Genomic DNA, 22,341 nt, shown 5'->3' on the forward strand with positions numbered 1-22,341 from the left:
GGAACGCACTTGCAGCACGTTCTAACATGGGCCAATCAGATCGTAAGTACCGGTTTGGGCGAAACTCAGCTGATCGGGCGGCAAAGGAGACCATCTCATGATTGATGTACATAAAGACGGCGACCTTTGGTATGTGACCCTAAATCGGCCTGAAAAGGCCAATTCGCTAACGCCTGATATGCTCGCCACGTTGATCGAAGTTGTGGGTGACGCGCATGGCGTGGCAAAGTGTCTAATTCTTAGCGGTGTTGGAAACGTATTCTCGGCGGGCGCGGATTTAGACGCTGCAAAGGCGGGGCTTGCGACATCGCCACTTTGGGAAGAGCTTTCGACATCTATGGCCGCACTCCCCTGTCTGACAATTGCCGCGTTGAATGGAACACTTGCGGGGGGCGCATTCGGTATGGCGTTGGCCTGCGATCTGCGCATCGCTGTGCCGGAGGCAAAGTTCTTCTATCCCGTGATGACGCTTGGATACTTGCCCCAGCCCTCTGATCCCAAGCGGCTTGTCGCGCTGATAGGTCCTGCGCGGGCCAAAATGATCCTGATGGCAGGCCAAAAAATTGGCGCAGATGAGGCCGTGTCATGGGGCCTTATCGACCGTGTCGTTGCCCGCGACGATCTGATGTCTGCGGCGTTGGATCTTGGCCGAACCGTATTGGCCGCGCCCGTATCGCATGTTGCGGGAATCAAAGGGTTGGTGCGGTGTGAGTAGGATCTGTGAGCAATGTGATGCGCTCGTTGTGGGCGCTGGGCCTGCGGGGCTCATGGCCGCCGATGAAATGTCGCGCGCGGGTCTGCGTGTGATCCTGACCGAGGCTAAACCCTCACCTGCGCGCAAGTTTCTGATGGCCGGAAAGTCAGGCCTGAACCTAACCAAAAAAGAGAGCTTAGAGACGTTTTTAGCGGCCTATGATCCGTGTCATCCAACGATGGTTGATGCCTTGCGTGAGTTCGGGCCGCTTGATGTGGTCGCATGGGCGGACGCCCTCGGACAAGAGGTGTTCGCAGGCTCGACGGGCCGCGTGTTTCCAAAGGCAATGAAAGCGTCGCCTCTGCTGCGCGCATGGCTGGCCAAACTCAACTCTCAGGGCGTTGAATTGCGGCGCAACTGGCGTCTTACAGATATCGACGATGGATTTGTATTTGATACGCCTGACGGGGAACGATGCCTCACGCCCAAGGTGACGGTTTTGGCCCTTGGCGGGGCGAGTTGGGCGCGGTTGGGGTCTGATGGGGCGTGGGTTGATATGCTCAAACCAATCGGCAAAATCGAACCGTTTCATGCGTCCAACGTGGCGCTACATATTGCGTGGTCGGACCATATGGCACCGCACTTTGGCGTTGCAGTAAAGAATATCGGTCTGGCCGCAGGGGCGTATACGTCACGCGGCGAAATGGTCATTTCAAGCAGTGGCCTTGAGGGTGGGGGGGTCTACACCGTGTCGCGGGGTCTGCGTGACGGTGCGCCGCTGGTGGTGGATTTGATGCCAGATTGGGATCACGCACGGGTGGCGCAGGCCTTGAACAAACGTAAACCCAAAGAGAGCACAGCAAATTTCTTGCGCAAAACGCTTCGTCTTCCGCCTGAAAAGATTGCTTTGATGATGGAGTTTGCGCGACCTTTGCCAGCGGACCTTGTGCCCGCACTGAAACGTCTGGAAACCCCAAATGCCAAGCCCGCGCCAATGGATGAGGCGATTTCAACGGCGGGGGGTGTTTCCTTTGACGCGCTAACCCACGATCTTGCGTTTAAAGCGCGACCTACACTCTTTGCTGCCGGTGAGATGCTTGATTGGGATGCACCAACGGGCGGTTATTTGATCACGGGATGTCTGGCCACAGGTCTGGTTGCCGGTCGCGGTGCCGTCAACGCCTTTGCGCGAGCATCGCAAGACGGATAAGTGCGCGCTCCATCACGGCCATCGTTGGGGCGCGTGAGGCGGATCGTAGCGTCAGGTCGGTCTCGGTCAAAATTTTGAGTGCATTTTCGAGTTTGAACATGCCCCAATTGTGAGCCTGCCGTGTCATGCGGTCGCGGCGTGGGCCAAAGATCGGTGGGCGTGCGCGTGCAATACCAGATGATGCGCCACCCGGATCTGAGGCGGCGGCATGAAGGGCGCGAAAATGGCGCATCGTGTAGATCGATAATGCGACCGCATCTATGCCTTGTCCCTCGATCTTTTTGAGGATCGGCCCAAGGTCACCGGTGCGCCCGTCTGCGACCGCGTTCAACACATCATCGACTTCTGTTTCTGTCGTCACTGGCGCGCAGGCTTCGATTTCTGCGCTTGTCAGTTCGGTCTCATCACCGATTTTGTAGAGCGATATTTTATCAAGTGTCTGGCGAAAATCCCCGGGATCAAGGACACGTGCCAACGCCTCTATGTCCGTCATGGCGTGGTTTGAGAGGTTTCTCAAACCTGCTTTGGCCAAGGTTGCTTCGATCTCGGCACGCGATGGCGGGTCTGCATATATCGCGGCGGCATAGGCGCGCGGATGTCCCTCAAATGCCTTGCGCAGTTTGGAGGTCGCTTTCAACGCCCCCGTTGTGACCACGATGTGGGCATCGCCGTCTTGCCAGTCTGTCAGGGCCTCAATGATCGTCGGGCCAAGAAGCTCGGTGACGTCTTCGACAAATGCAACACGTGGTCCGGGGAAAAATCCTTGGCTCTTTATGGCATCAGATAATAGCGCCTTGTCCTTGCGAAGGTCCGCCCCTGACATCCGTGTGAGGCGCATTTCTTCTTCGCCTTGCGGTCCGATGAGGGCGGCAATCAGCTCTTGCCGCTTGAGAGCGATCCGCATCGTGTCAGGGCCATAAATCAACGTGCCGGCGCGTTTTGGGTCGGGTTTTGCGAAATACCCTACAGCGTCACGCGGGGACAGTTTCATTTCTGTGTTCCTGCAACGGCAAGAATTTGCGCCACGGTTTTATCCGCCAATTGCACCATGAGACGATCATAGGCGTCACGTGTCGCTGCCCGCGCGGCAAATGTCGATTCAGATGCTGAATAGGCGGAAAAGGCTGTGACTTTACCACTGCTCATCACATCGCCAGATGTAATATCGCTTAGCGTATATGTCGCCGTTCCAGCGACATGATAGCGATTGATCTCCTGTGTGCGGGTCAGGCCAATGGTGGATTCGTCGGTTTGCAGAGCGTATTCTAATGAGAAACGCGCGCTGCGTGCGGCACCGAGTTGACCCTCAACAGCGCGGACAAAGGCATAGTCTTCGCGGGTCACGGGTGTGGTCAACTCAACGGCATCACGCAACGCATTTGCCGCACCGTTTGGCCCATACAAGGGCGTGAACCCACACCCCGCCAACGCGGAAATCGCGGCGGCGGAGCATAGGAATGTGCGGCGGTTAAATGACGACATTGATGATACGGCCCGGAACAACGATGAGTTTCTTTGGCTGCCCACCATCGAGCGCCTTGAGAACAACTTCGTTCGCCAGAGCGAGTTTTTCAATCTCTTCTTTCGGCATGTCGCTTGGAACAGTGATTTCGTCGCGCCGCTTGCCATTGATCTGGATCGGCAACGTGACGTTCTCTTCGACCAACATTTTCTCGTCTGCGCGTGGCCATGGGGCGCGCGCTATGAGACCCTCGCCACCAAGCATCGACCACATTTCCTCCGCGAGGTGCGGCGTCATCGGAGACATGAGTTGCGCGAGAGTTTTTAGCGCAAACCGTTTTGCCTCACGCCCCGCCTTGGATTTCGCAATGGTATTTGTGAAGCCGTAAAGCTTTGCAATCGACGCGTTAAAGCCAAAGCTGTCGATCCCCAATGTGACCTCGTTCATGGCCTTGTGGGACGCGCGCAACAGATCATCGTCGCCGGTGCCGCTTTCGGGAGCGCCCGCTAAGTCTGCCGTCAAACGCCACACGCGGTTGAGGTGCTTGGCCGAGGCTTCGGCACCGGATGCCGTCCATTCCACATCGCGTTCGGGCGGGCTATCGGACAGTACAAACCAACGTGCCGTGTCGGCGCCGTATTGTTTGATGATCTCAACCGGATCGACCACGTTGTTTTTGGATTTCGACATTTTGGCCGAAGGGATCACGGTGATCGCCTCACCTGTCGCTTTGACGAATGTGCCACCATCGCGCTCTTCGACTTCATCAGGGTAGTGATAGATAGCGCGGCCATGCTCGTCCTTGCGCACCGCATTCTGGTAAATCGCGTGCGTCACCATCCCTTGGGTAAAGAGCGCGTTGAACGGCTCGCGTGCGCTATCGGGCAAGTGACCCGTGACGTTCATCGCGCGGGCGAAAAAGCGTGAATAGAGCAGGTGCAAAATCGCGTGCTCGATGCCGCCGATATACTGATCGACGTTCATCCAATAGGCTGCATCCTCGGACACGGTTGGCGTGTCGGCGTGCGGTGATGTGAACCGCGCATAGTACCACGAGCTGTCCACAAACGTGTCCATCGTGTCCGTCTCGCGTAGCGCATCCGCACCACAGCTTGGGCACGCGCAATTGCGCCATGTCGGATGACGGTCAAGCGGATTTCCAGGTTGATCGAATGTCACATCCTTGGGCAATTCGACGGGCAGGTTCTCTTTCTTCTCAGGAACCACGCCGCACGCCTCGCAATGCACCACAGGAATCGGACAGCCCCAATAGCGTTGGCGCGACAGGCCCCAATCGCGCAAACGGAACTTGGTCACGCCGTGGCCCACGCCGTTGCTTTCGCAAAAATCAATGGCGGTGTCGACGCCTTGGTCGCCGGTCTGGATTTCTTCGCCTGCAAAGCCGAGCAGGTATTTGACCGCGTCGGTTTTAAACGGGACAAACGCCTCGGACGTGTTCAATTCACCTTCGGTCGGTGCAAAGACGTAGTTGATCGGCAAGCCGTATTTGGTCGCGAAATCATGGTCGCGTTGATCGTGTGCGGGACAGCCAAAGATCGCGCCTGTGCCGTAATCCATCAAGATAAAGTTGGCGATATACACCGGCAATTCCCACGCCGTATCAAACGGGTGGCGCACCTTTAGGCCCGTATCAAGGCCAAGTTTCTCCGCCTTTTCAATCACCTCTTCGGTGGTCCCGCCTTTGCGACATTCATCGCAGAACGCGGCAATCTCGGGGTTCTCTGCCGCCAGCTTTTTGGCCAATGGATGATCGGCGGAAATACCGACAAAGGACGCGCCGCGCAATGTATCGGGACGCGTGGTGTAGACCTCAATGCGGTCGTGGTCCTCGGGCGCGTCGATCAACGAGAACGCAAATTGCAACCCGCGTGATTTGCCGATCCAGTTTTTCTGCATCGTCTTGACCTTGTCTGGCCAGTTGTCGAGCGCATCAATGGAATTCAAAAGGTCGTCGGAGTAATCGGAGATTTTAAAGAACCACTGCGTCAGATCACGCCGCTCAACAGGCGCACCGGACCGCCACCCGCAACCGTCAATCACCTGTTCATTCGCCAGAACCGTCATGTCGATCGGATCCCAGTTCACAGTCGCGTTTTTGCGGTACACCAATCCCTTGTCCATGAAATCGATGAACATGGATTGCTGTTGTCCGTAGTATTCGGGATCACAGGTGGCAAACTCGCGGGTCCAGTCGATCGACAGGCCGAGCGGCTTCATCTGGTCGCGCATCGTAGCGATGTTTTGATAGGTCCATTCGCCTGGATGTCCACCCGATGCCATCGCCGCGTTTTCGGCGGGCATGCCAAAGGCGTCCCACCCCATCGGGTGCAGCACCGAGAACCCGCACGACGATTTGTAGCGCGCGACAACATCGCCCATCGTGTAGTTGCGCACGTGGCCGATGTGGATGCGCCCCGATGGATAGGGGAACATCTCTAGGACGTAGTACTTTTCCTTATCGGGGTCACGTTTGGCGAGAAAAACCTCCGCCTCGTTCCAGGCAGCTTGCCATTTCGGTTCCAGATCGGCGGGCGCGTAGCGGCTCATTGGGGTATCCTTCGTCTCTCACGTAAAACGCCGAGCATGCATAGCTCGGCGTGGTGATAATGCCGTGGCTCGATTGGGTCGCGTGGCCATGGCGGTGTGTGTTATCTGCTCGAACGCAGTTGGCGTGCTCGGGTCAAAATGGCGTTCTCGACCGCGCGCACGGTTTCGGCGCTTGCCATCCCGCCGCGCGTATAGAGTGAAATGTTGAGTGTACGCGCATCGAGTGCGGGGTCGGTCACATGGATCGTTGCGCGGTAGGCGCGGCCACCGTTTGGCGGTGTGCCATAGCCCGTAGTGATCACGCCCGTGAACGGATCGGCGGATTGCACGGGCAAGAATGACAATACCTCTAGGGCGGCATTCCAGATGTATTTATTCACCTGAACATCGCTTGACGCATTATTGCGCCCGCCGCCAAAGATGGTGCGTGATTTGCGTTGCTCGACTATGATCACTTCGCCGTTGGGGATTTCGACGGCTTGTCCGGTGGAGCGCGTGTCGACGACTGCGTCACCCTCGGCCACGACCGTGGTTTTATCGCGCCCGAACGGGCCTGAGCCGATCGAACCGAAACCGATGCTATCACCGAGTGAGCCAAGGCTCCCGCCGCCGCTACAGGCGGACAGGGCAAGTGTTGCAATTAGTGCAAGGCTGCTACGGTACATGCGTGATCCCCTCATATTCAATCGCGCCAACCGTATAGGCCAACGGGGAAGGGAACAAGTGGTTAGACACAAGCATGAGGCGCAAATGGCGTCTACAAACGGAAAGGGCCACCCCGAAGGGTGGCCCAAACATTATCCAATCTCAGGAGAGATTAGAATTTGAGGGACAGAGCCAAAGTGGCACCCGAGCGAAGCTCGTAGCCGCCGGTGACTGTGTCGATGTCGTCGGTGCTGATGTCTACTGCAGCGTCGCCTGTGTAATCAGCGTAAGCCGCGATGAAGGAAGCGCCGCCGCCGAGATCGTAATCAGCTACAACGTATGCTGCGAAATCGTCGTCTTTTACGGAGTCGCCATCTGCGTAGCCGCCAGAAACTTTCAGGCCGTTACCCATATCGTATGTCGCGCCGATGCCGTACTCGTCGGAACCTGTGAGGTTCTTGTAGTAGGCTTTAGCTGTCAGTGCGCCTTCGGAGTAAACAGCGGACAGACCGTATGTGTCGTCGCCTGCGGATTCAGCAACGTAGAACGCGCCGAGGGCCACGGGACCAACAGGGTAGCCAACTTCGAGACCGAGCGAGTTTTCGTCAGCTGTCTGGTTGGATGCGTAAGCAACTTTCACGTCTGCGCCAGCAAAGGAAGTACCTGCGGAGATTGCGAAGATTTCGCTAGGCTTGTAGTCGCCTTTGGTCACGTTAGTAATTGCAGCGTCTTCTTCTTGGTAAGCAACGGACAGATCAACTGTGCCAAATGTTGCTTTTGCACCGAAACCAACCTGGTATGTTTCACCAGTAGTTTCGTCAACACCAGCAGATGCAGCAGCTTCGACACCGCCAAATGTGCCGCCGATGATTAGAACGGCTTCGCCGTCCTGCTCAGAGAAACCGTCTTGCGCCATTTCGGAAACGCCGGACCATTTGCTTTCAGCAGCAAATTTTGTGTCGCCGTATGTGAAGTAGGAGGACGCGTTGGACAAGGAGATTTTCAGGTTGTCGTCGCCGGACACATCAAAGTCGCCAGCTGCACCGTTGTCGTCAAGCTCAACACCGTATGTCACGGTTGCAGTCCAGCCGTTGTTCAACTCGGCAGTTGCTGTCATGTCGACATCAACGTCAACGTATACACCGTCTTCGAAGTCGTCGTTGTAACCCAGTGTACCTGCGCCGGAGAAGGAGATTTCAGCAGCAGCTGCGCCAGCGAATGCGACGATTGCTACGGAGGAGAGAAGGATCCACTGCACGATGCTGGTGTCTTTTTCACTATGCGCCCACAGTTAATGGTCGTTCTGCGCTGTTATTGAACATAGTAAAATGTGCAAAAGGTCCTGCACATGCGCCATATGTCAAAGTTGTTTCGTAAGCCTAAAGCAGCAGCCGTCACATCTCCTACAAAGCTGACATTGAATGCGTTTTTTGACCTCAAGTATCGTTCGTTCGTTCAAGCAACAAAGCGTCGTAGTTCGCATGATGTGTATCTGTTCGACAAGCACATGCGACCAACACTCGGAGCCAAACTTTTGGCTGATATAAGTGGGGAGCATATCGACGCTTGGATGCTGCAACAGATAGATGATGGGTATAAAGCTAATACTGTTAACAAGCATGCATCAATGCTCAATCGCATTCTCAACATAGCCGTACATTGGGGCTATTTGGGTAATAACGCATTCAAAAGTTCTGCCATACGCAAACTGCCAGTTGGCGATTATGTGCAACGCTTTCTAACACGCAGCGAGATTTCGCAGTTGCTCAGTGCCTGCAAGCAAAGCACACACCCCTACCTGTACCTGTTCGTCAAGCTGCTGCTGCTCACTGGTGCACGTAAAAGCGAACTTCGACTGGCAAAGTGGCGAGACATTGACGCTGACAAGATGCAGCTGTTCGTTGCTGTCAGTAAAAGTGGGCGCAGTCGAACAGTGCAGCTGAGTGCCGCTGCCTTTGTTGTATTGGAGCAAGTGCAACAACGCAGTACTGCACTGGGTTTGCCCACAACCGGTGATAGCTGGGTATTCACAAACCCACGCACACAGCTACCATATACAAGTTTTCACATTGCGTTCTGTCGCGCACGTGCTGCTGCTCACTTGCCCACTGTACGCATACACGATTTACGCCACACCTATGCCAGCTTGTTGATCAACAATGGAGCCAGTATCTACGAAGTTCAGCAGCTGCTTGGGCATTATCACATATCAATGACTGAGCGTTATGCACAGCTGTTCCCCAACACGCTGCAAGATCGTGTCAACATCATAGCCAGCACCATCGACTTGGATCGTATTTGATCCCAACATCACTATGCCATTCAGCCCCAAGTTCAACCAGATATTCGATTGGCAATAAACCGTCACATATCCGCCAATATCACTTGGGAACATGCATGATGTTGTTGCCTAAGTAACATGTCAGTCCAGCCCCATACGTAGGAACTTTTGGAGTTGTTCCGATACTGCTGCGTCAGGCTTGCTGTCTGTGTCATCCACGTCGTCAGCTAGATCGTATTCTTCTGTCCAACGATCTACTTTGCGTATGCTCACATATGGCTGTTCCATCAGCTCAGCATGATCAACTTCATAGGTGCCAGGGGTCTTGCCTACCGTCCAGCAGCTGAGCGCCATGCGCTCCTGATCTGTAAGCTCACCCAAACGCTCAGCGATGCTCTCCCCTAACCGTTCAAGCTTGCGATCCAGCTTGCCTTGTGTGCTGGCTTTGGCATTCTGCATGCGTGCTGCAAGTGATCTGTAGGTGATCATCAACTGGACCGCTTGCTCATACAGCGGTCCAGTGTCTAATACCTCGTGCAGTCGAACAACATGCTGTATTACTTTTTTCTGCGTCGTTCCTCTTCGTCAGCCCACTGTGCATCCTTGCTGCGTTCAATCACGCTACGCATCTTTTCTACAGCATTGCGTACGCCTGTGAGTGTGTTGTCCACGTATACAGCTGAACCATCCACTGTCTTGGAGCCAGCACGCATCACAACACGTCTTTGCCCATCAACGCTTTGTGGTGCCCACCAGTATTTGCTGCTGTTGCCATCAAGCTCTGCTTCAGTCTTGTACTTCTTCAACTCTGCAAGCATACGATCTGCTTGTCCAAGCAGCTTTGAACGCAAGCTGGCATTCGCACTGCTTTGTGGTTCAAGCCCTTCCTCACGCATCAAGTCTTGTAGCCAATCCATCTTCATCATCCTTTTTGTTATACGCACAGTAGGATCATGTACCGTTATACACGTCAGTCAATATCTAATGCTGTAGGGTTATCTTGGTGGAATAGGCTTTTGTGGCTGTTTGGGTGCTTGATCCTGTACGTCAGGTGCAGTCTGTGCTGTGCGTGTTGTGGGCGCTGGTGCGTTACCTGCTGTGGGTTTGGCTGGGCGTGGGACTGGAGCAACTATCCGCTGAGTGCGCTTTGGCTTGGGCTCGCGTCGTTTCTCTATGTCTCTTGCTTCATCCCCAATCACACCAGCCATCAGCGCAAGTGCTTCAAGCCGCACTGCCTCTGCCTCTTGTTGTGTGATAGCCCTTATTGTGTTGAGTGCCTTCTGTATGTCCGTCAGTGCAGTCATGTGCTTGCTCCAACACACGGGAGTGCAAAATCACCACCCCAAAAGCGTAAGTACTTCACTACTAGAAACTGCACAGCGTGAGATTTAGGACGCAGTACCCTCTTCATAGTGCAGCCATCCAGTGTTGCTGGCTTTGTGTGTTGATTTGTCGATGACATGCATTGCTCAAACCAACAAAGCGTTCTCCAAGCTGTTTGTGCTCTGCTGTGTTCAGCATCCTGTGCCCATAGTGCTGCAGCTTGCTGGCACATATAGCCACTGCACCCACGCTTGCATGCGTACCCTTAAAGCGCAGCGTACGCATGTAGCACTCGCTTCTGCCAAGCCAGTCCCTGCTAAACTCGCTTTCGTTGGTTACCACATTGATACTGAGCAGCAGTGTGTACACATCATCCAAAACCGTTTTTGCCATGTTTTTTTCCTTTGTTGATAAATAACTGTAGATGCAACACAGCTACCCACCGTGTTGTATTTATCTGCAGCATAGTGCTCAACAAACGGCATTGAGTAAGCATATGAAGGTATGCGTACAGAACTTGTCAGCACAGAAGCTCTTGCAGAGGCATTCACCGAGCAAAGCTGTAACGGGCTCGTTAAATATTATGCAGTGGAACAAGAAGAGAGGCTTTGTATATCAAAGCACCTTGTATGTGTGCTGCTGGTGGCAATGTACTTGCAGCACATTGCGTTGGGAACAACTCCACGCACGTAAAGGTAACAGCCTAACCCTACCTACCAGCACAGCTGGTTGTGCGACATTGCTGACTGAGAAACTCACAGAAAGTCTCAAGTCAAAGAGAGGTTAGCAGCCTCTCTATGACATCCAAATCTACAGAAAGCCCCCATAGTAATATTGAACAAGAAACGATGCTGATGCTGTTGATGCGCTGTAGCGAAGCGCAAGCGAAGAAACAGTGAAGCAGTTGGATAACAGCACAGCTGTTAGACAATCAATCATCCACCCAAACAAATGTCATGTAATATGTATTGTGTGAGATGAGTGCGTAAGTCGTTGATAATGAACAGCTCTGACTGCTCTCATTGATTGGTTGTCCAAGTGGAACCTCAGACATTAACGTAGCTGTTAATGAAGCTGATATTTGAGGGCACAATGGCACAAGCAACAACACTCAATGATGCACAAATCAAGCGTGTGCTGCGCTACTGTCAATCACGCAAGTATCCTACACGTGACACAACTATCCTGCAGTTCAGCTTGCATACTGGGCTGCGTGCCAAGGAACTGGCTGCGCTGCGTGTTGGCGATGTGTACGATGCTGATGGCACACCACGTGCTCAGTTCACACTTGCACCATCACAAACCAAAGGCGCCAAGTCACGCACAGTGTTTGTCAACCGGCAGCTTGTGCAAGTGCTCCTAGTGTATCGCACATGGCGACACTGTGACGATGCAGCTGCGCCACTGTTTCCAAGTCAAAAAGGTGGGCACTTCTCAGCCAACACCATGTGTCAACTGTTCCTCAACATATTCCATGCGTGTGGACTGCAAGGTGCCAGCAGTCATAGCCCACGTAGAACGTTCATCACACGACTTGCTAACAAAGGTATTGGTGTGCGTGTGCTTGCAGCACTGGCAGGGCACAGTTCAATCGCAGTCACGCAACGCTACATTGATGTGAATGATGCACAGTTAGCCAACGCAGTGGAGCTGTTGTAATGGCAGCAGCATCAACAGTTGCACTCAACAAGCAACTCAAACGTGAACTGGCTCAACAGCTTTGGTTACGACAACACCTACCACACAGTCGTCAACAGGTGCTGTCACAGCGCCGTATATTCGTGTTGCGCACACAGCTTGCATTGCTGCACAGTGATGTGCTCAAGCACTAGTGCGTGTTGCATTCAGTCAAAGCTGCAACCAGCAGTGTAGCCCATGCAACAGCTGGGCATAGCGCATCTATCCGCCGAACACATTGCCCGCACTACGCAAGTCAGTTGCCACACCCTCAAGCACAGTGCCCGTCCCGTCAAATACGCCTTTGGTTGTGCCGCAGCTGGATACTGCAAACGCTGCACTCAGTGCCAATACCAATCTCATCATTGCTCGCCTCATTGTTGTTGTGGAGATGATATATACTGCTGTCACAAAAGAAAAGAGCGACGCCGAAGCGCCGCTCTCTCATTCAAACTGACTAGGTCAGATTAGAATGCCAGCTTCAGCTGTGCAGTCACACCCGACTTCAGCTCGTAACCACCGAGGGTGGTGTCGATGTCATTAGAGTTCGCAGTCGCGTCGCCGTTTGCATCAGCATAGGAAACGAGGAACGATGCGCCGCCGCCGAGGTTGTAGTCAGCAACGATGTAGTTGTACTGGTCGTCGTCAGTGCTGCCAGCGGTTTCACCGTCGATGATACCAGCGTTGATTACGAGGCCGTTACCCATGTCGTATGCAACAGCAACCGAGTACTCATTGTCGCCATCTACGTTGCCACGGTTATCGGTATAGTAACCTTTAACAGTGACTGCGCCAGCTGTGTAGGTCGCTTTAACGCCGTACATGTCTTTTGCGCCAGTAGCGTCGCTATTCATGTAGTAAGCGCCGAGAACAACGTCACCAAGCGCGTAGCCGAGGTCGAGACCCATGCGGTCAACGTTGTTTACGTTGCCAGCGTTCAGGGTTGCGTCAACGCCAGCAAAAGTGCCGCCGAGCGAAACGAGCATGGCGTCGTCTTGAGCGATAGAAGCATTGGTTTCATCTTGAACGCTGAGAAGGCCAACGTTGATGCCGCCGAAGGAGCCTGCGACAGCTACTTGAGTTGCACCGTTTTCACCGGTTGCAGCAGCGGCGTCGTCAATGATGGTCGAAGCAGCGATCGAGAAGTCGCCGAACGAAGCTTTGACAAGCAGGCCGTTGTCGTTTCCGTCAGCGTAGTCTTCTACGTGGTCTTTGATGCCGCCATCCATATCGTTCGCGAATGCGAAGGTCGATGCTGCGGTTGCTACGTCACCGAATGAGAGCGATGCGGTTTCCGAAGAAATGGTAACAACAAAATCGGACGTCGTAACCGCACCTAGGCTTTGAGCGGAATCACGGGTTAGGTCGATATCGAGCGATGCAGCAACGGTGATACCGTTGTCCAGTTCTTGCGCCATTTTCGCGGTCAGACCAGCTTCCCAGTAGAAGCCATCTTCTACGTCGTTGTTGTAGCCGAGTTTCGCGTCGCCGTTGAAGGAAACTTCAGCAGCAGCTGCGCCAGCGAATGCTACGACAGCTGTAGTTGAGAGAAGGATGTTTTTCATAGTGCCCTCGTGGATTTAAAAATCAGGATGCCGGGTTGCCCGACACATGGCGAATGAAATGCGCCGAATGGCTGTTTCGGTCAAGCGACAGGCGGGGCAGATCGGCATGATTGGCAAAAATGATGCATGGATGACACACACCTGTTGCGCGCCCTAGTCGCCTCACCGTACAAGGCACGCAGGTCAGACATGCGATGAAAGAGAGTAAAACATGGGGTTTGAAGAGGTTAACGCGCGGGTCGAGGCGGCTGTTGAGCGTTCGGGGCGCGCCATCGGCGATGTGACGCTTATCGCCGTGTCAAAGGTACAGCCAAACGCGCGAGTCGCATCCGTATTGGAAAAAGGCTGTCGGATTTTCGGTGAGAACCGCGTTCAAGAGGCGTTTGAGAAGTGGCCAGACTTCAAATCCCGCTTCGATGGGGTCGAGGTGCATCTCATAGGGCCGCTTCAAACCAACAAGGCGCGACAGGCGATGGAGCTGTTCGATGTGATTCAAACCGTGGATCGTCCCAAGCTCGCCAAAACCATTGCACGTCTGGCGGTTGAGTTGGGCCACTGTCCCCGTCTGTTCGTTCAGGTGAACACGGGCGAGGAGGTGCAAAAGGCCGGAATTTTGCCGCGCGATGCGGATGCCTTTATCATTGAGTGTCGCGATATGGGGTTGGCGGTTGAGGGGCTGATGTGCATTCCGCCCGCCGATGAGGATCCCGCCCCGCACTTTGATATGCTGCGCGAGATTGCCGCGCGCAATGGCATCGCGGGTCTATCCATGGGCATGTCGGGTGATTTCGAGGTGGCGATTGCGCACGGGGCCACGCATGTGCGGGTCGGCTCCGCAATTTTCGGAGATCGCGATTACGGGTGATCTGATTTAGCGGATGATAAGACGGGTGCGCGGCGTGATGTGATCCACAATCCACGCAAGGTGATCGGCACGAAACGCCACGCATCCTTCGGTCGGGTGGCGCGGTTTGCGCCAGCGGTGCACAAAAATCGCCGATCCGTGATGTGGTTTGGCATCGGGCCAGTTCCAGTCCGTGATCAAAAACAGATCATAAAGGGGGTCGGCGCGGCGTAGCTTTTCATGGCGCGCAGGATGGGGAAATTTTACCGCCCTATTATAGAGTGTGTTTTCGGGGTCATCGCACCACAGATCGCGCGGGGTAATCGGTGTCGCCCCCGTGATGCGGATGCGATCGGGCCGCGCCCATAGTTGCGGTAGGGTGTGAACCCCGCGCGGTGTCGCCCCGTCCCCTTCGCGTTTGTGATCCGTAATGCCGCCCTTGCCGATGGCGCAGGGAAAGCGGCGTCCGCGAAATCGCGCTCCCCACTTTGTGACGACAATATCGTGTGGCGACAGCGCGGGGGTCACAACAAATGCCCTGATTTCTTGGCTTTGGTCGCCAGATAATCCGTGTTGTGGGTGTTTTCGCCAACTTTGAGCGGGACACGCGCGGTGACATCAATGCCCTGTTCTTGCATGCGTGCAATCTTTGCCGGGTTATTGGTCATCAGGCGCACTGCGCCAAATCCCATTTCTTTGAGGATCGCGGCACCGATCCGAAAATCGCGTTCGTCGTCCTCAAAGCCAAGGCGGTGATTGGCCTCGACCGTATCGAACCCTTGGTCTTGTAGGCTATAGGCGCGCATTTTGTTGGCGTGCCCGATGCCGCGCCCCTCTTGGTTCAGATACAAAAGAACCCCCGCACCCTCTTCGCCCATCTGCGCCAAGGCCGCGTGCAGTTGCGGGCCACAGTCGCATTTCAACGAGCCAAACAGATCGCCCGTGAAACACGCCGAGTGAAGGCGCGCCAAAACCGGCTTGCTGCGATCGGGGCGACCGATTTCGACCGCAAAATGCTCCTCGCCGCCATCATCGGGGCGAAACACGTGAACGCGGCCAGCATTTGACGCCACAAGTGGCACACGCGCATGGATCACATCATTGAGCGGAGCAAGATCGGCCATATGGGGCATAGCGCGATCAATCGGCAACGCCGTCAGGCCATGAGCGGCGGCAATGTCGGTCGCGTTCTCGACCAGCACAACAACAGCTGCAGGCAAAAGGCGCGCTGATTTGGCCAATGCAATAGCGGCGCGGTGGACCGCAGCATCGCCATCGCGCAGGGTCACAAACGGCCCTTTCATCGGATGGGTGAGATCATCGGCAGGATTTGCGACCGCCTCAACCCAAAGCGTGGTCGCCGCAGTCGGCAGTTTGATCCGCGCAACATCGCCATCATAGGCGCGCGCATTGAGTGTGGCGGCGCGGCGCGATGTGATCGCCAAAACCGCATCACCCAAGGCGCTCATATCCGCGAGACGTTCTGGTGATAGGCCTTCGGCGGCGATGACAAGAGCGTCACCATGACGACTACGTAATACCACAGGGACACCCATGCGCAGGTCGGCGCGGGCGCGCGCGATGAGTTCCGGTAGGCTAGGCGCGAGGCTCATGGAGTTGCTTTCGATAACAGGTCAGGCCCCTGATGTAGCGATTTTTGGCCGATTGTGAAACATTTAGCGTCTCTTTCGCACGCTTGCGTGAGGGGAGTGTCGCAAATCTTGTCGAATGCGTGATCGCGCATCACATCTATCTCAGACAAAGAAATTAGAAGGAGGTCCAACAATGGCCACTCTTAAACGCATTCTCCTCGTGGATGACGACGACGATCTGCGCGAGGCTCTAAGTGAACAGCTCGTTATGACCGAAGATTTTGACGTGTTCGAGGCGGATGACGGCGCGGGCGGCATGGAGCGGATCAAGGAAGGTCACTATGATCTCGTGATCCTTGACGTGGGCCTCCCCGATACGGATGGGCGCGAGTTGTGCAAACGGATGCGCAAGTCGGGCGTGAAATCCCCGATCCTTATGCTCACGGGTCAAGATAGCGATGCCGATACAATTCTTGGTCTTGATGCGGGTGCTAACGACTATGTGTCTAAGCCATTCAAGTTTCCGGTGCTGTTGGCGCGTATTCGCGCACAGTTACGCACGCATGAACAATCTGAATCGGCTGTGTTCCAACTTGGGCCGTATACCTTCCAACCTGCGCAAAAGATGCTGATCACCGAGGACGAAAAGAAAATCCGCCTCACCGAGAAAGAGACGAACATTCTTAAGTTCCTCTACCGCGCAACCGAGGGCGTCGTGGCGCGCGATACGTTGCTGCATGAGGTTTGGGGGTACAATGCGGGGGTGACCACGCACACATTGGAAACCCACATCTACCGTCTGCGCCAAAAGATCGAGCCGGATCCCTCGAACGCGCGCCTGTTGGTGACGGAATCGGGTGGCTATCGCCTCGTTGCCTGAGATGTAACGTTGGACTGAAAATTGCGGCATGTGGGGGTGTTAGAAACCTCGCATGCCGTTTTTCGTTGTTGAACGGCAAATCGAAAATGGACGTGCACCTCGTCATATGCGCTTTGCGACACCGCCGTGTTACTCGATCATTTTGCGCAGCTTTCGGGTGGTCCATTGGCGGGCAGCGCGCTAATGTTTGCGCCGACCCAAAAGGAGACGCCCCACATGTCCTTCACCCTCGCCACTTGGAATATCAACTCGGTGCGCCTGCGCGAACCGATCGTGTGCAAGCTTCTCGAAGAGGAAGCGCCAGATGTCTTGTGTCTGCAAGAGTGCAAATCTCCCGTCGACAAAATCCCGATGGAGCGGTTTCACGCCCTTGGCTACACACACATGGTTGCGCGGGGCCAGAAGGGCTACAATGGCGTGGCGATCCTGTCCAAAATCCCGATGATTGAGGCCGGAGCAGAGGATCACGCCAATTTGGGCCATGCGCGCCACATCGCAGGCAAACTTGAAAACGGTGTCACTATTCACAACTTTTATGTGCCTGCGGGTGGGGACAAGCCCGACCGCGAAATAAACGAAAAGTTTGGCCAAAAGCTCGATTACCTCACCGACATGCGCGATGCGTTTCGCGCTGATGCGCCTGAAAAAGCCATTCTTGTGGGCGATTTGAACATTGCCCCGCGCGAGGATGATGTGTGGGATCATAAGAAGCTTTTGAAAATTGTCTCGCACACGCCCGTCGAAATTGAACATTTGGCACAGGTGCAAGACGCGGGAAAATGGGTCGATATCACACGTCAGGATATCCCCGATGGCTTGCTCTATTCGTGGTGGTCGTACCGCGCCAAAGATTGGGACGAGGCCGACAAGGGTCGCCGCCTCGATCATGTTTGGGCCACACCCGACATCTCGGCGTCAGCGCATTCCAGTCGCGTCATGCGCGCCGCGCGCGGTTGGGAACAGCCGTCTGATCATGCGCCGGTCTTTGCGACATTTGACCTCTAATACAGGTCTTTAAATCTCGCGCCTTGGGGCGCATATAAAGCCAAACAGATATTTAGCGGAGACGAGACAATGGATTTCGGGCAAGCAACCCCCGCGCCGAGCGGCGCAAACATATATGATGTGTCTGAGGCCGACTTTATGGCCAAGGTCATCGACGCCTCACAAGAGACACCTGTGATCGTTGATTTTTGGGCGCCTTGGTGCGGTCCGTGTAAGACACTTGGCCCCGCTTTGGAGGCGGCTGTGACGGCGGCGGGCGGCAAGGTCAAAATGGCCAAAATCAACGTCGATGAGAACCAAGGCATCGCAGGCCAGATGCGTGTTCAGTCGATTCCAACCGTTTTTGCCTTTTACCAAGGCAAGCCTGTTGATGGCTTTCAAGGTGCCCTGCCTCAATCCGAAATCGATGCCTTTGTGACGAAAGTCGCAGATATGAACGAAGAGGATGGCGGTCTGGCGGATGCAATCGAGGCAGCTGAGGCGATGCTGGCCGAGGGCGAATTGGACGATGCTCTTGAGACATTTACCGCGATTCTCGAAGAGGATCCAAACGCCGTGGCCGCGTTTGCGGGACTGGCAAAATGTCATGTGGCCAAGGGGGACTTCGATGCCGCCGAGGCCGTGCTCAACGGCGCGCCCGCCGACGTCGCAACAGGTGCCGCAATTGAGGCCGTTCAGGCACAAATTGCCCTTGCCCGCGAAGCCGAGAACGCTGGGCCCGTTGATGAATTGCGCGCCAAAGTTGCTGCTGATCCGGCGGACATGGCGGCCAAGTTGGAACTGGCAACGGCCTTGCACGGAACGGGTGATGTTGCGGGTGCGGTTGATGTGTTGCTCGACGCTGTGCGCGCGGATCGCGATTGGAATGAGGCGGCTGCCAAGACGCAGTTGTTCAAGATTTTTGATGCTCTCGCCCCGAATGACAAAGTGGCGCTAGATGGGCGGCGTAAATTATCATCGATCCTGTTTGCCTAGTGGCTGCGCAGCGCTAGTTATGTCGGTATGATAAAAGTGTCCGACCTTCCACAGGTGATCCCTGTCTTCGCGTTGCCCGGGGCGCTGTTGCTGCCACGGGCGCGCCTTCCGCTCCATATTTTTGAGCCGCGCTATTTGCAGATGATCGAAGACTGCATGAAGACGCCTGAGCGCCTCATCGGGATGGTTCAGCCAATCGGTGCAACACGCCTGAGCGCGATTGGGTGCGCAGGTCGATTGACTGCATTTTCGGAAACCGAAGACGGCCGGTATATGATCACGCTCTCGGGTGTTTCGCGCTTTCGCGTGGGCGACGATGTGACGGGCACATCGCCCTATCTCAAGTTTACAGCGAACTGGGATAGTTTTACTGCCGATTTAGGCCGTATTGAGCAGGATTCCGGTTTGGATCGCGACCGCTTTATGGCGCTGTTGTCGCGGTATTTCGCGAGCGAAGGCCTTGATACAGATTGGGATGATTTGGGTGAGGCAGACGATGAGATGTTGATCAATTCCCTATCCATGCTCTCCCCCTTTGAGCCTGAGGATAAACAAGCACTGTTAGAGGCACCGTCCCTGTCTACGCGCCGCGAAACCCTTGTCACGCTGATGGAGTTCGCTCTACATGGCGGAACAAATGAGGAGATGATGTGATGGACGTCGAACAATCAACCCACTTTGACCGCCGGATGTTGGAGGCGCTTGTGTGCCCCGAGACGCATACGGGGCTGAGCTACGATGCCGAGCGTCAGGAATTGGTGTCCAAGGCGGCTGGCCTCGCGTTTCCGATCCGCAATGGCATACCGATCATGCTCATCTCCGAGGCGCGCAGCCTCGACGATTAAGACATCGCTAGAGGGCAATCCCGCGCATCAGCTTTGGAAGGTCGCCGTTGACGCCTGCCGCCTCACGGATGGCTTCGCGCCGAACGTTAGGCAATGCATTGACGGCCCCCATCCCAAGATCACGCACAAGACGTAGCATGGGGTTGTCGTTCGAAAACAGCTTGTTAAACGTGTCAGTCATCAATGCCATCGTTGCGATGTCAAAGCGGCGCCATTGGCTATAGCGGGCCAAAACATCTTCGCGTCCGATATCTTCGCCACGCCTGTGCGCCTCAATCAAAACTTCTGTGAGGGCACCGACATCCTTTAGTCCTGCGTTCAATCCTTGGCCTGCGATAGGGTGCATTCCGTGAGCCGCGTCCCCGACCAGTGCGACGCGTGGCGCGTAGAATGCGTTCGCCAGCGTGATGTTGAGCGGGTAGGTGAACCGCCCCCCTGCCAACGAAATCTCACCAAGAAAATCGCCAAAGCGGGGCTTGAGAACCGCGAGATAGTCCTCATCGTTCAGGGCTTGGATCTGATGCGCCACCTTGTCGCTTTCCGTCCAAACGATTGAGCTTTGGTTGTTGGGTAGGGGCAAAATAGCCAGCGGACCGGACGGTAAGAAATACTGATGCGCGCAACCGCCGTGCGGCTTTTCATGTTGAACGGCGCAAACCAGCGCGGTTTGCTTGTAGCCCCATCCGGTCCGTTTGATCCCTGCGCGCGCTGCGGTTCTGGAGCCGCGCCCATCACATCCTACGATCAACTTGCCGACATGGGTGGAGCCGTCCGATAGAGTAAGCTGCGCGCCGTTTGGCAATATATCTTGGCCTGACACCGTTCCCTCGACTTGGGTGATGTTCGGGTGATCGTTCAAAGCGTCCAAGAATACGCGGCGCAAATACCTGTCTTCGATCATAAAGCCTACGGGGCCATCATCGATTTCGGCATGATCGAACTCTAACATAAAGGGGGCAGGGGCCTCACCCGGTTTTCCATCCGTCACTTTAACGTCCAAAATAGGCTGCGCGTTCGGTGCGACCGCATCCCATAGTTTGATCGCCTTGAGCAACTTTTGTGAGCCGAGCGATAGCGCGTAGCCGCGTCCGTCAAAATCCGACGATAGCCGCGCACTTACAGGCAGCGCATCAATGATGGTCACGGACAGGCCCGCATTGGCGGCTGCCAGTGCTAAAGCGGGACCATTAAGCCCGCCGCCTACGATAAGCAGATCGGATGTTTGTGTCATGACCGTCAATATGACGCGCGACACGGGATTGTCCATGCGCCTTTGCGTCGCTAGCCTAGGGAAAACGACCTCACAGATATCAAGGACGAACCATGGCCAATGACCACGAGATGAGCATGTGTGAACTGGGCCGCGCAATTGACGCGGGGCGGATTGATCCTGTTGATTTAACAGCGCATTTTCTGGAACGGGCAAAGACACACCGACTATCGGGCCGTATCTATGCGCGGGTGATGGAAGATCGCGCGATGGCCGAGGCCGAGGCGGCAGCCTACCGCGCAAAAAATGGTATTCGGCGCGGCATATTGGACGGTGTTCCGGTGTCATGGAAAGATTTGTTTGATACGGCGGGGGTCGCGACCGAAGCGGGATCCGCCTTGCTCAAAGATCGTATTCCCACCGCAGACGCCGAGGTGCTCAAGCGTGCAAGTGCCAGTGGTCTTGTCGCTTTGGGAAAAACCCATATGAGCGAATTGGCGTTCTCTGGTCTTGGTCTCAACCCTGTGACGGCGACACCGCCATGCGTGAACAACGAGGATGCGGTGTCGGGCGGATCATCGTCGGGGGCGGCCACATCTGTGGCTTACGGCTTGGCGGCCGGCGCGATTGGGTCGGACACGGGCGGATCAGTCCGTATTCCCGCCGCGTGGAACGATCTGGTCGGGTTTAAAACCACATCTGGACGCCTCCCGCTTGACGGTGTTGTGCCACTTGTTGCGTCGTTTGATACCGTTGGGCCCATTTGCAAAACTGTCGAGGATGCGGCTGAACTCTTCGCCGTTCTCGACGGGTCGCCCGCCCCAGATTTACGGGGTGCATCGCTTGCGGGCACGCGGTTTTTGATCCTTGATAGTGTCGTGTTCGAGGGGATTCGAGCCGAGCCGCTGAACGGATTTGAGCGTGCTGTTGAGGCGCTGAAATCTGCGGGGGCGCAGGTTGAGCGCGCATCGCTCCCCTGCGTCGAAGAGGCAATGGCGCTGTCTGCGATCTTGTTTAACACCGAAGCCTACGCAGAGTGGCGCGATGTCATAGAGGCCGCACCGGATTTGATGTTCCCCCCTATCCTCGATCGCTTTCGGGCGGGACGCGATTTTGGCGGTTGCGATTATGTTGCTGCGTGGAAAAAGTTGCATCGTTTGCGTGTGGACTACCTCGCCCAAACGGCTGGGTTTGATGCAGTCATTCTTCCAACTGCGCCGATCCTTGCGCCCGATATCGCGCGCCTTCTGGAGGATGACGATTATTATGTGTCCGAAAACCTCTTGGCGCTGCGCAACACGCGGGTTGGAAATCTGATGGGACTGCCGGCCTTGACGCTTCCAACGGGAATTCCGTCCACGGGATTATCCGTGCAAACCTCACCAAATACCGAGGCGAAATTGTTGCGTTTGGGCCGCGCCATTGAGGTAGCCTTGGCCTAAAAGTCACATATTAGGCCAAACAGGACGCAAAACGCGTCTGTTTTTCTGGACCGATGCCGCGTGGGTCGCTATCTTAACCACAATGAACCGGGCGAAAATGATCCGGAAAACGAGGCAGTAGCA

General features: G+C 55.3%; 25 protein-coding genes. 12 read left to right on the forward strand and 13 right to left on the reverse strand.

Annotation, left to right across the window (positions count from 1 at the left end):
- Window positions 1–97 precede the first annotated feature (97 nt).
- Both IMCC12053_RS09260 and IMCC12053_RS09265 read left to right on the forward strand, forming a co-directional pair.
- A complete protein-coding gene (locus IMCC12053_RS09260) occupies window positions 98–715 on the forward strand; it encodes an enoyl-CoA hydratase/isomerase family protein (RefSeq protein ID WP_062221129.1) in 618 nt (205 codons plus the stop codon).
- On the forward strand, window positions 708–1,904 hold the full coding sequence (locus IMCC12053_RS09265; RefSeq protein WP_256209975.1) for a BaiN/RdsA family NAD(P)/FAD-dependent oxidoreductase: 1,197 nt from the start codon (window positions 708–710) through the stop codon (window positions 1,902–1,904). The genes IMCC12053_RS09260 and IMCC12053_RS09265 overlap by 8 nt, the downstream gene beginning before the upstream one ends.
- Here the strand turns inward: IMCC12053_RS09265 and holA are convergent.
- The 5 genes from holA to IMCC12053_RS09290 all read right to left on the reverse strand — a co-directional run bounded on the left by holA (window position 1,870) and on the right by IMCC12053_RS09290 (window position 7,837).
- The gene (gene holA, locus IMCC12053_RS09270; protein WP_062218406.1) at window positions 1,870–2,895 is read right to left on the reverse strand and encodes a DNA polymerase III subunit delta; all 1,026 of its coding nucleotides are present in this window, start codon (window positions 2,893–2,895) and stop codon (window positions 1,870–1,872) included. The two genes, IMCC12053_RS09265 and holA, sit on opposite strands and share 35 nt — an antisense overlap.
- Window positions 2,892–3,386, reverse strand: coding sequence for a hypothetical protein (locus IMCC12053_RS09275; protein ID WP_062218412.1), 495 nt, complete (start codon window positions 3,384–3,386; stop codon window positions 2,892–2,894). The genes holA and IMCC12053_RS09275 overlap by 4 nt, the downstream gene beginning before the upstream one ends.
- Window positions 3,373–5,934, reverse strand: coding sequence for a leucine--tRNA ligase (gene leuS / locus IMCC12053_RS09280; protein WP_062218414.1), 2,562 nt, complete (start codon window positions 5,932–5,934; stop codon window positions 3,373–3,375). Before leuS ends, IMCC12053_RS09275 begins: the two co-directional genes overlap by 14 nt.
- A 101-nt stretch (window positions 5,935–6,035) precedes the next feature.
- Window positions 6,036–6,599: a DUF3576 domain-containing protein gene (locus IMCC12053_RS09285; protein WP_236852397.1), complete on the reverse strand. Its 564-nt coding sequence runs from the start codon at window positions 6,597–6,599 to the stop codon at window positions 6,036–6,038.
- A gap of 152 nt (window positions 6,600–6,751) precedes the next feature.
- Window positions 6,752–7,837: a porin gene (locus IMCC12053_RS09290; protein WP_062218418.1), complete on the reverse strand. Its 1,086-nt coding sequence runs from the start codon at window positions 7,835–7,837 to the stop codon at window positions 6,752–6,754.
- Window positions 7,838–7,927: 90 nt separating this feature from the next.
- Here IMCC12053_RS09290 and IMCC12053_RS09295 point away from each other — a divergent pair, with 90 nt between their 5' ends.
- Entirely contained in the window at window positions 7,928–8,881 is a 954-nt protein-coding gene (locus IMCC12053_RS09295; protein ID WP_062218420.1) for a tyrosine-type recombinase/integrase, read from the forward strand.
- Window positions 8,882–9,001: 120 nt separating this feature from the next.
- Here IMCC12053_RS09295 and IMCC12053_RS09300 read toward each other — a convergent pair whose 3' ends face one another.
- The 3 genes from IMCC12053_RS09300 to IMCC12053_RS09315 all read right to left on the reverse strand — a co-directional run bounded on the left by IMCC12053_RS09300 (window position 9,002) and on the right by IMCC12053_RS09315 (window position 10,576).
- Window positions 9,002–9,352 carry a hypothetical protein gene (locus tag IMCC12053_RS09300; RefSeq protein WP_143090033.1) on the reverse strand — a complete coding sequence of 117 codons (351 nt, stop codon included), beginning with the start codon at window positions 9,350–9,352 and terminating at the stop codon, window positions 9,002–9,004.
- 65 nt (window positions 9,353–9,417) lie between these two features.
- Window positions 9,418–9,777 carry a hypothetical protein gene (locus IMCC12053_RS09305; RefSeq protein WP_062218424.1) on the reverse strand — a complete coding sequence of 120 codons (360 nt, stop codon included), beginning with the start codon at window positions 9,775–9,777 and terminating at the stop codon, window positions 9,418–9,420.
- A 490-nt stretch (window positions 9,778–10,267) separates the two neighbouring features.
- Window positions 10,268–10,576 (reverse strand): DUF6626 family protein, encoded by a 309-nt coding sequence (locus IMCC12053_RS09315; RefSeq protein WP_062218428.1) that lies wholly within the window; start codon window positions 10,574–10,576, stop codon window positions 10,268–10,270.
- 699 nt (window positions 10,577–11,275) lie between these two features.
- Here IMCC12053_RS09315 and IMCC12053_RS09320 point away from each other — a divergent pair.
- Together IMCC12053_RS09320 and IMCC12053_RS15820 are read left to right on the forward strand one after the other, a co-directional pair.
- Entirely contained in the window at window positions 11,276–11,842 is a 567-nt protein-coding gene (locus IMCC12053_RS09320; protein WP_062218430.1) for a tyrosine-type recombinase/integrase, read from the forward strand.
- Window positions 11,842–12,015 (forward strand): hypothetical protein, encoded by a 174-nt coding sequence (locus IMCC12053_RS15820; protein WP_156320742.1) that lies wholly within the window; start codon window positions 11,842–11,844, stop codon window positions 12,013–12,015. The genes IMCC12053_RS09320 and IMCC12053_RS15820 overlap by 1 nt, the downstream gene beginning before the upstream one ends.
- 67 nt (window positions 12,016–12,082) lie before the next feature.
- Here IMCC12053_RS15820 and IMCC12053_RS15825 read toward each other — a convergent pair whose 3' ends face one another.
- Both IMCC12053_RS15825 and IMCC12053_RS09325 read right to left on the reverse strand, forming a co-directional pair.
- Window positions 12,083–12,226, reverse strand: a complete 144-nt coding sequence (locus IMCC12053_RS15825) for a hypothetical protein (RefSeq protein WP_156320743.1) — start codon at window positions 12,224–12,226, stop codon at window positions 12,083–12,085.
- Between the two features lie 101 nt (window positions 12,227–12,327).
- A complete protein-coding gene (locus IMCC12053_RS09325) occupies window positions 12,328–13,425 on the reverse strand; it encodes a porin (RefSeq protein WP_062218432.1) in 1,098 nt (365 codons plus the stop codon).
- Between the two features lie 211 nt (window positions 13,426–13,636).
- Between IMCC12053_RS09325 and IMCC12053_RS09330 the strand changes: the two genes are divergently transcribed.
- The gene (locus IMCC12053_RS09330; RefSeq protein WP_062218433.1) at window positions 13,637–14,290 is read left to right on the forward strand and encodes a YggS family pyridoxal phosphate-dependent enzyme; all 654 of its coding nucleotides are present in this window, start codon (window positions 13,637–13,639) and stop codon (window positions 14,288–14,290) included.
- A gap of 6 nt (window positions 14,291–14,296) precedes the next feature.
- Here the strand turns inward: IMCC12053_RS09330 and IMCC12053_RS09335 are convergent, their stop codons facing one another.
- Together IMCC12053_RS09335 and ribA are read right to left on the reverse strand one after the other, a co-directional pair.
- Window positions 14,297–14,797 carry a L,D-transpeptidase family protein gene (locus IMCC12053_RS09335; protein WP_236852399.1) on the reverse strand — a complete coding sequence of 167 codons (501 nt, stop codon included), beginning with the start codon at window positions 14,795–14,797 and terminating at the stop codon, window positions 14,297–14,299.
- On the reverse strand, window positions 14,794–15,882 hold the full coding sequence (gene ribA, locus IMCC12053_RS09340) for a GTP cyclohydrolase II (protein ID WP_062218434.1): 1,089 nt from the start codon (window positions 15,880–15,882) through the stop codon (window positions 14,794–14,796). Before ribA ends, IMCC12053_RS09335 begins: the two co-directional genes overlap by 4 nt.
- Before the next feature lie 172 nt (window positions 15,883–16,054).
- Between ribA and IMCC12053_RS09345 the strand changes: the two genes are divergently transcribed.
- The 5 genes from IMCC12053_RS09345 (at window position 16,055) to IMCC12053_RS09365 (ending at window position 19,566) form a co-directional block, all read left to right on the forward strand.
- Window positions 16,055–16,741, forward strand: coding sequence for a response regulator transcription factor (locus tag IMCC12053_RS09345; RefSeq protein WP_062218435.1), 687 nt, complete (start codon window positions 16,055–16,057; stop codon window positions 16,739–16,741).
- A 216-nt stretch (window positions 16,742–16,957) separates the two neighbouring features.
- On the forward strand, window positions 16,958–17,746 hold the full coding sequence (locus tag IMCC12053_RS09350) for an exodeoxyribonuclease III (protein ID WP_062221135.1): 789 nt from the start codon (window positions 16,958–16,960) through the stop codon (window positions 17,744–17,746).
- Between the two features lie 69 nt (window positions 17,747–17,815).
- Window positions 17,816–18,721: a thioredoxin gene (gene trxA / locus IMCC12053_RS09355; protein WP_062218436.1), complete on the forward strand. Its 906-nt coding sequence runs from the start codon at window positions 17,816–17,818 to the stop codon at window positions 18,719–18,721.
- Between the two features lie 27 nt (window positions 18,722–18,748).
- The gene (locus tag IMCC12053_RS09360) at window positions 18,749–19,375 is read left to right on the forward strand and encodes an LON peptidase substrate-binding domain-containing protein (protein ID WP_062218439.1); all 627 of its coding nucleotides are present in this window, start codon (window positions 18,749–18,751) and stop codon (window positions 19,373–19,375) included.
- Window positions 19,375–19,566 (forward strand): Trm112 family protein, encoded by a 192-nt coding sequence (locus IMCC12053_RS09365; protein WP_062218441.1) that lies wholly within the window; start codon window positions 19,375–19,377, stop codon window positions 19,564–19,566. The genes IMCC12053_RS09360 and IMCC12053_RS09365 overlap by 1 nt, the downstream gene beginning before the upstream one ends.
- Window positions 19,567–19,573: 7 nt before the next feature.
- Here IMCC12053_RS09365 and IMCC12053_RS09370 read toward each other — a convergent pair whose 3' ends face one another.
- Window positions 19,574–20,797 (reverse strand): FAD-dependent monooxygenase, encoded by a 1,224-nt coding sequence (locus tag IMCC12053_RS09370; protein WP_062221138.1) that lies wholly within the window; start codon window positions 20,795–20,797, stop codon window positions 19,574–19,576.
- A gap of 92 nt (window positions 20,798–20,889) precedes the next feature.
- Here IMCC12053_RS09370 and IMCC12053_RS09375 point away from each other — a divergent pair, with 92 nt between their 5' ends.
- Window positions 20,890–22,218 carry an amidase gene (locus tag IMCC12053_RS09375; protein WP_062218443.1) on the forward strand — a complete coding sequence of 443 codons (1,329 nt, stop codon included), beginning with the start codon at window positions 20,890–20,892 and terminating at the stop codon, window positions 22,216–22,218.
- Window positions 22,219–22,341 lie beyond the last annotated feature (123 nt).

Origin of the sequence: Celeribacter marinus (assembly GCF_001308265.1) — a bacterium.
In the GTDB taxonomy this organism is placed as follows: Bacteria; Pseudomonadota; Alphaproteobacteria; order Rhodobacterales; family Rhodobacteraceae; genus Celeribacter; species Celeribacter marinus.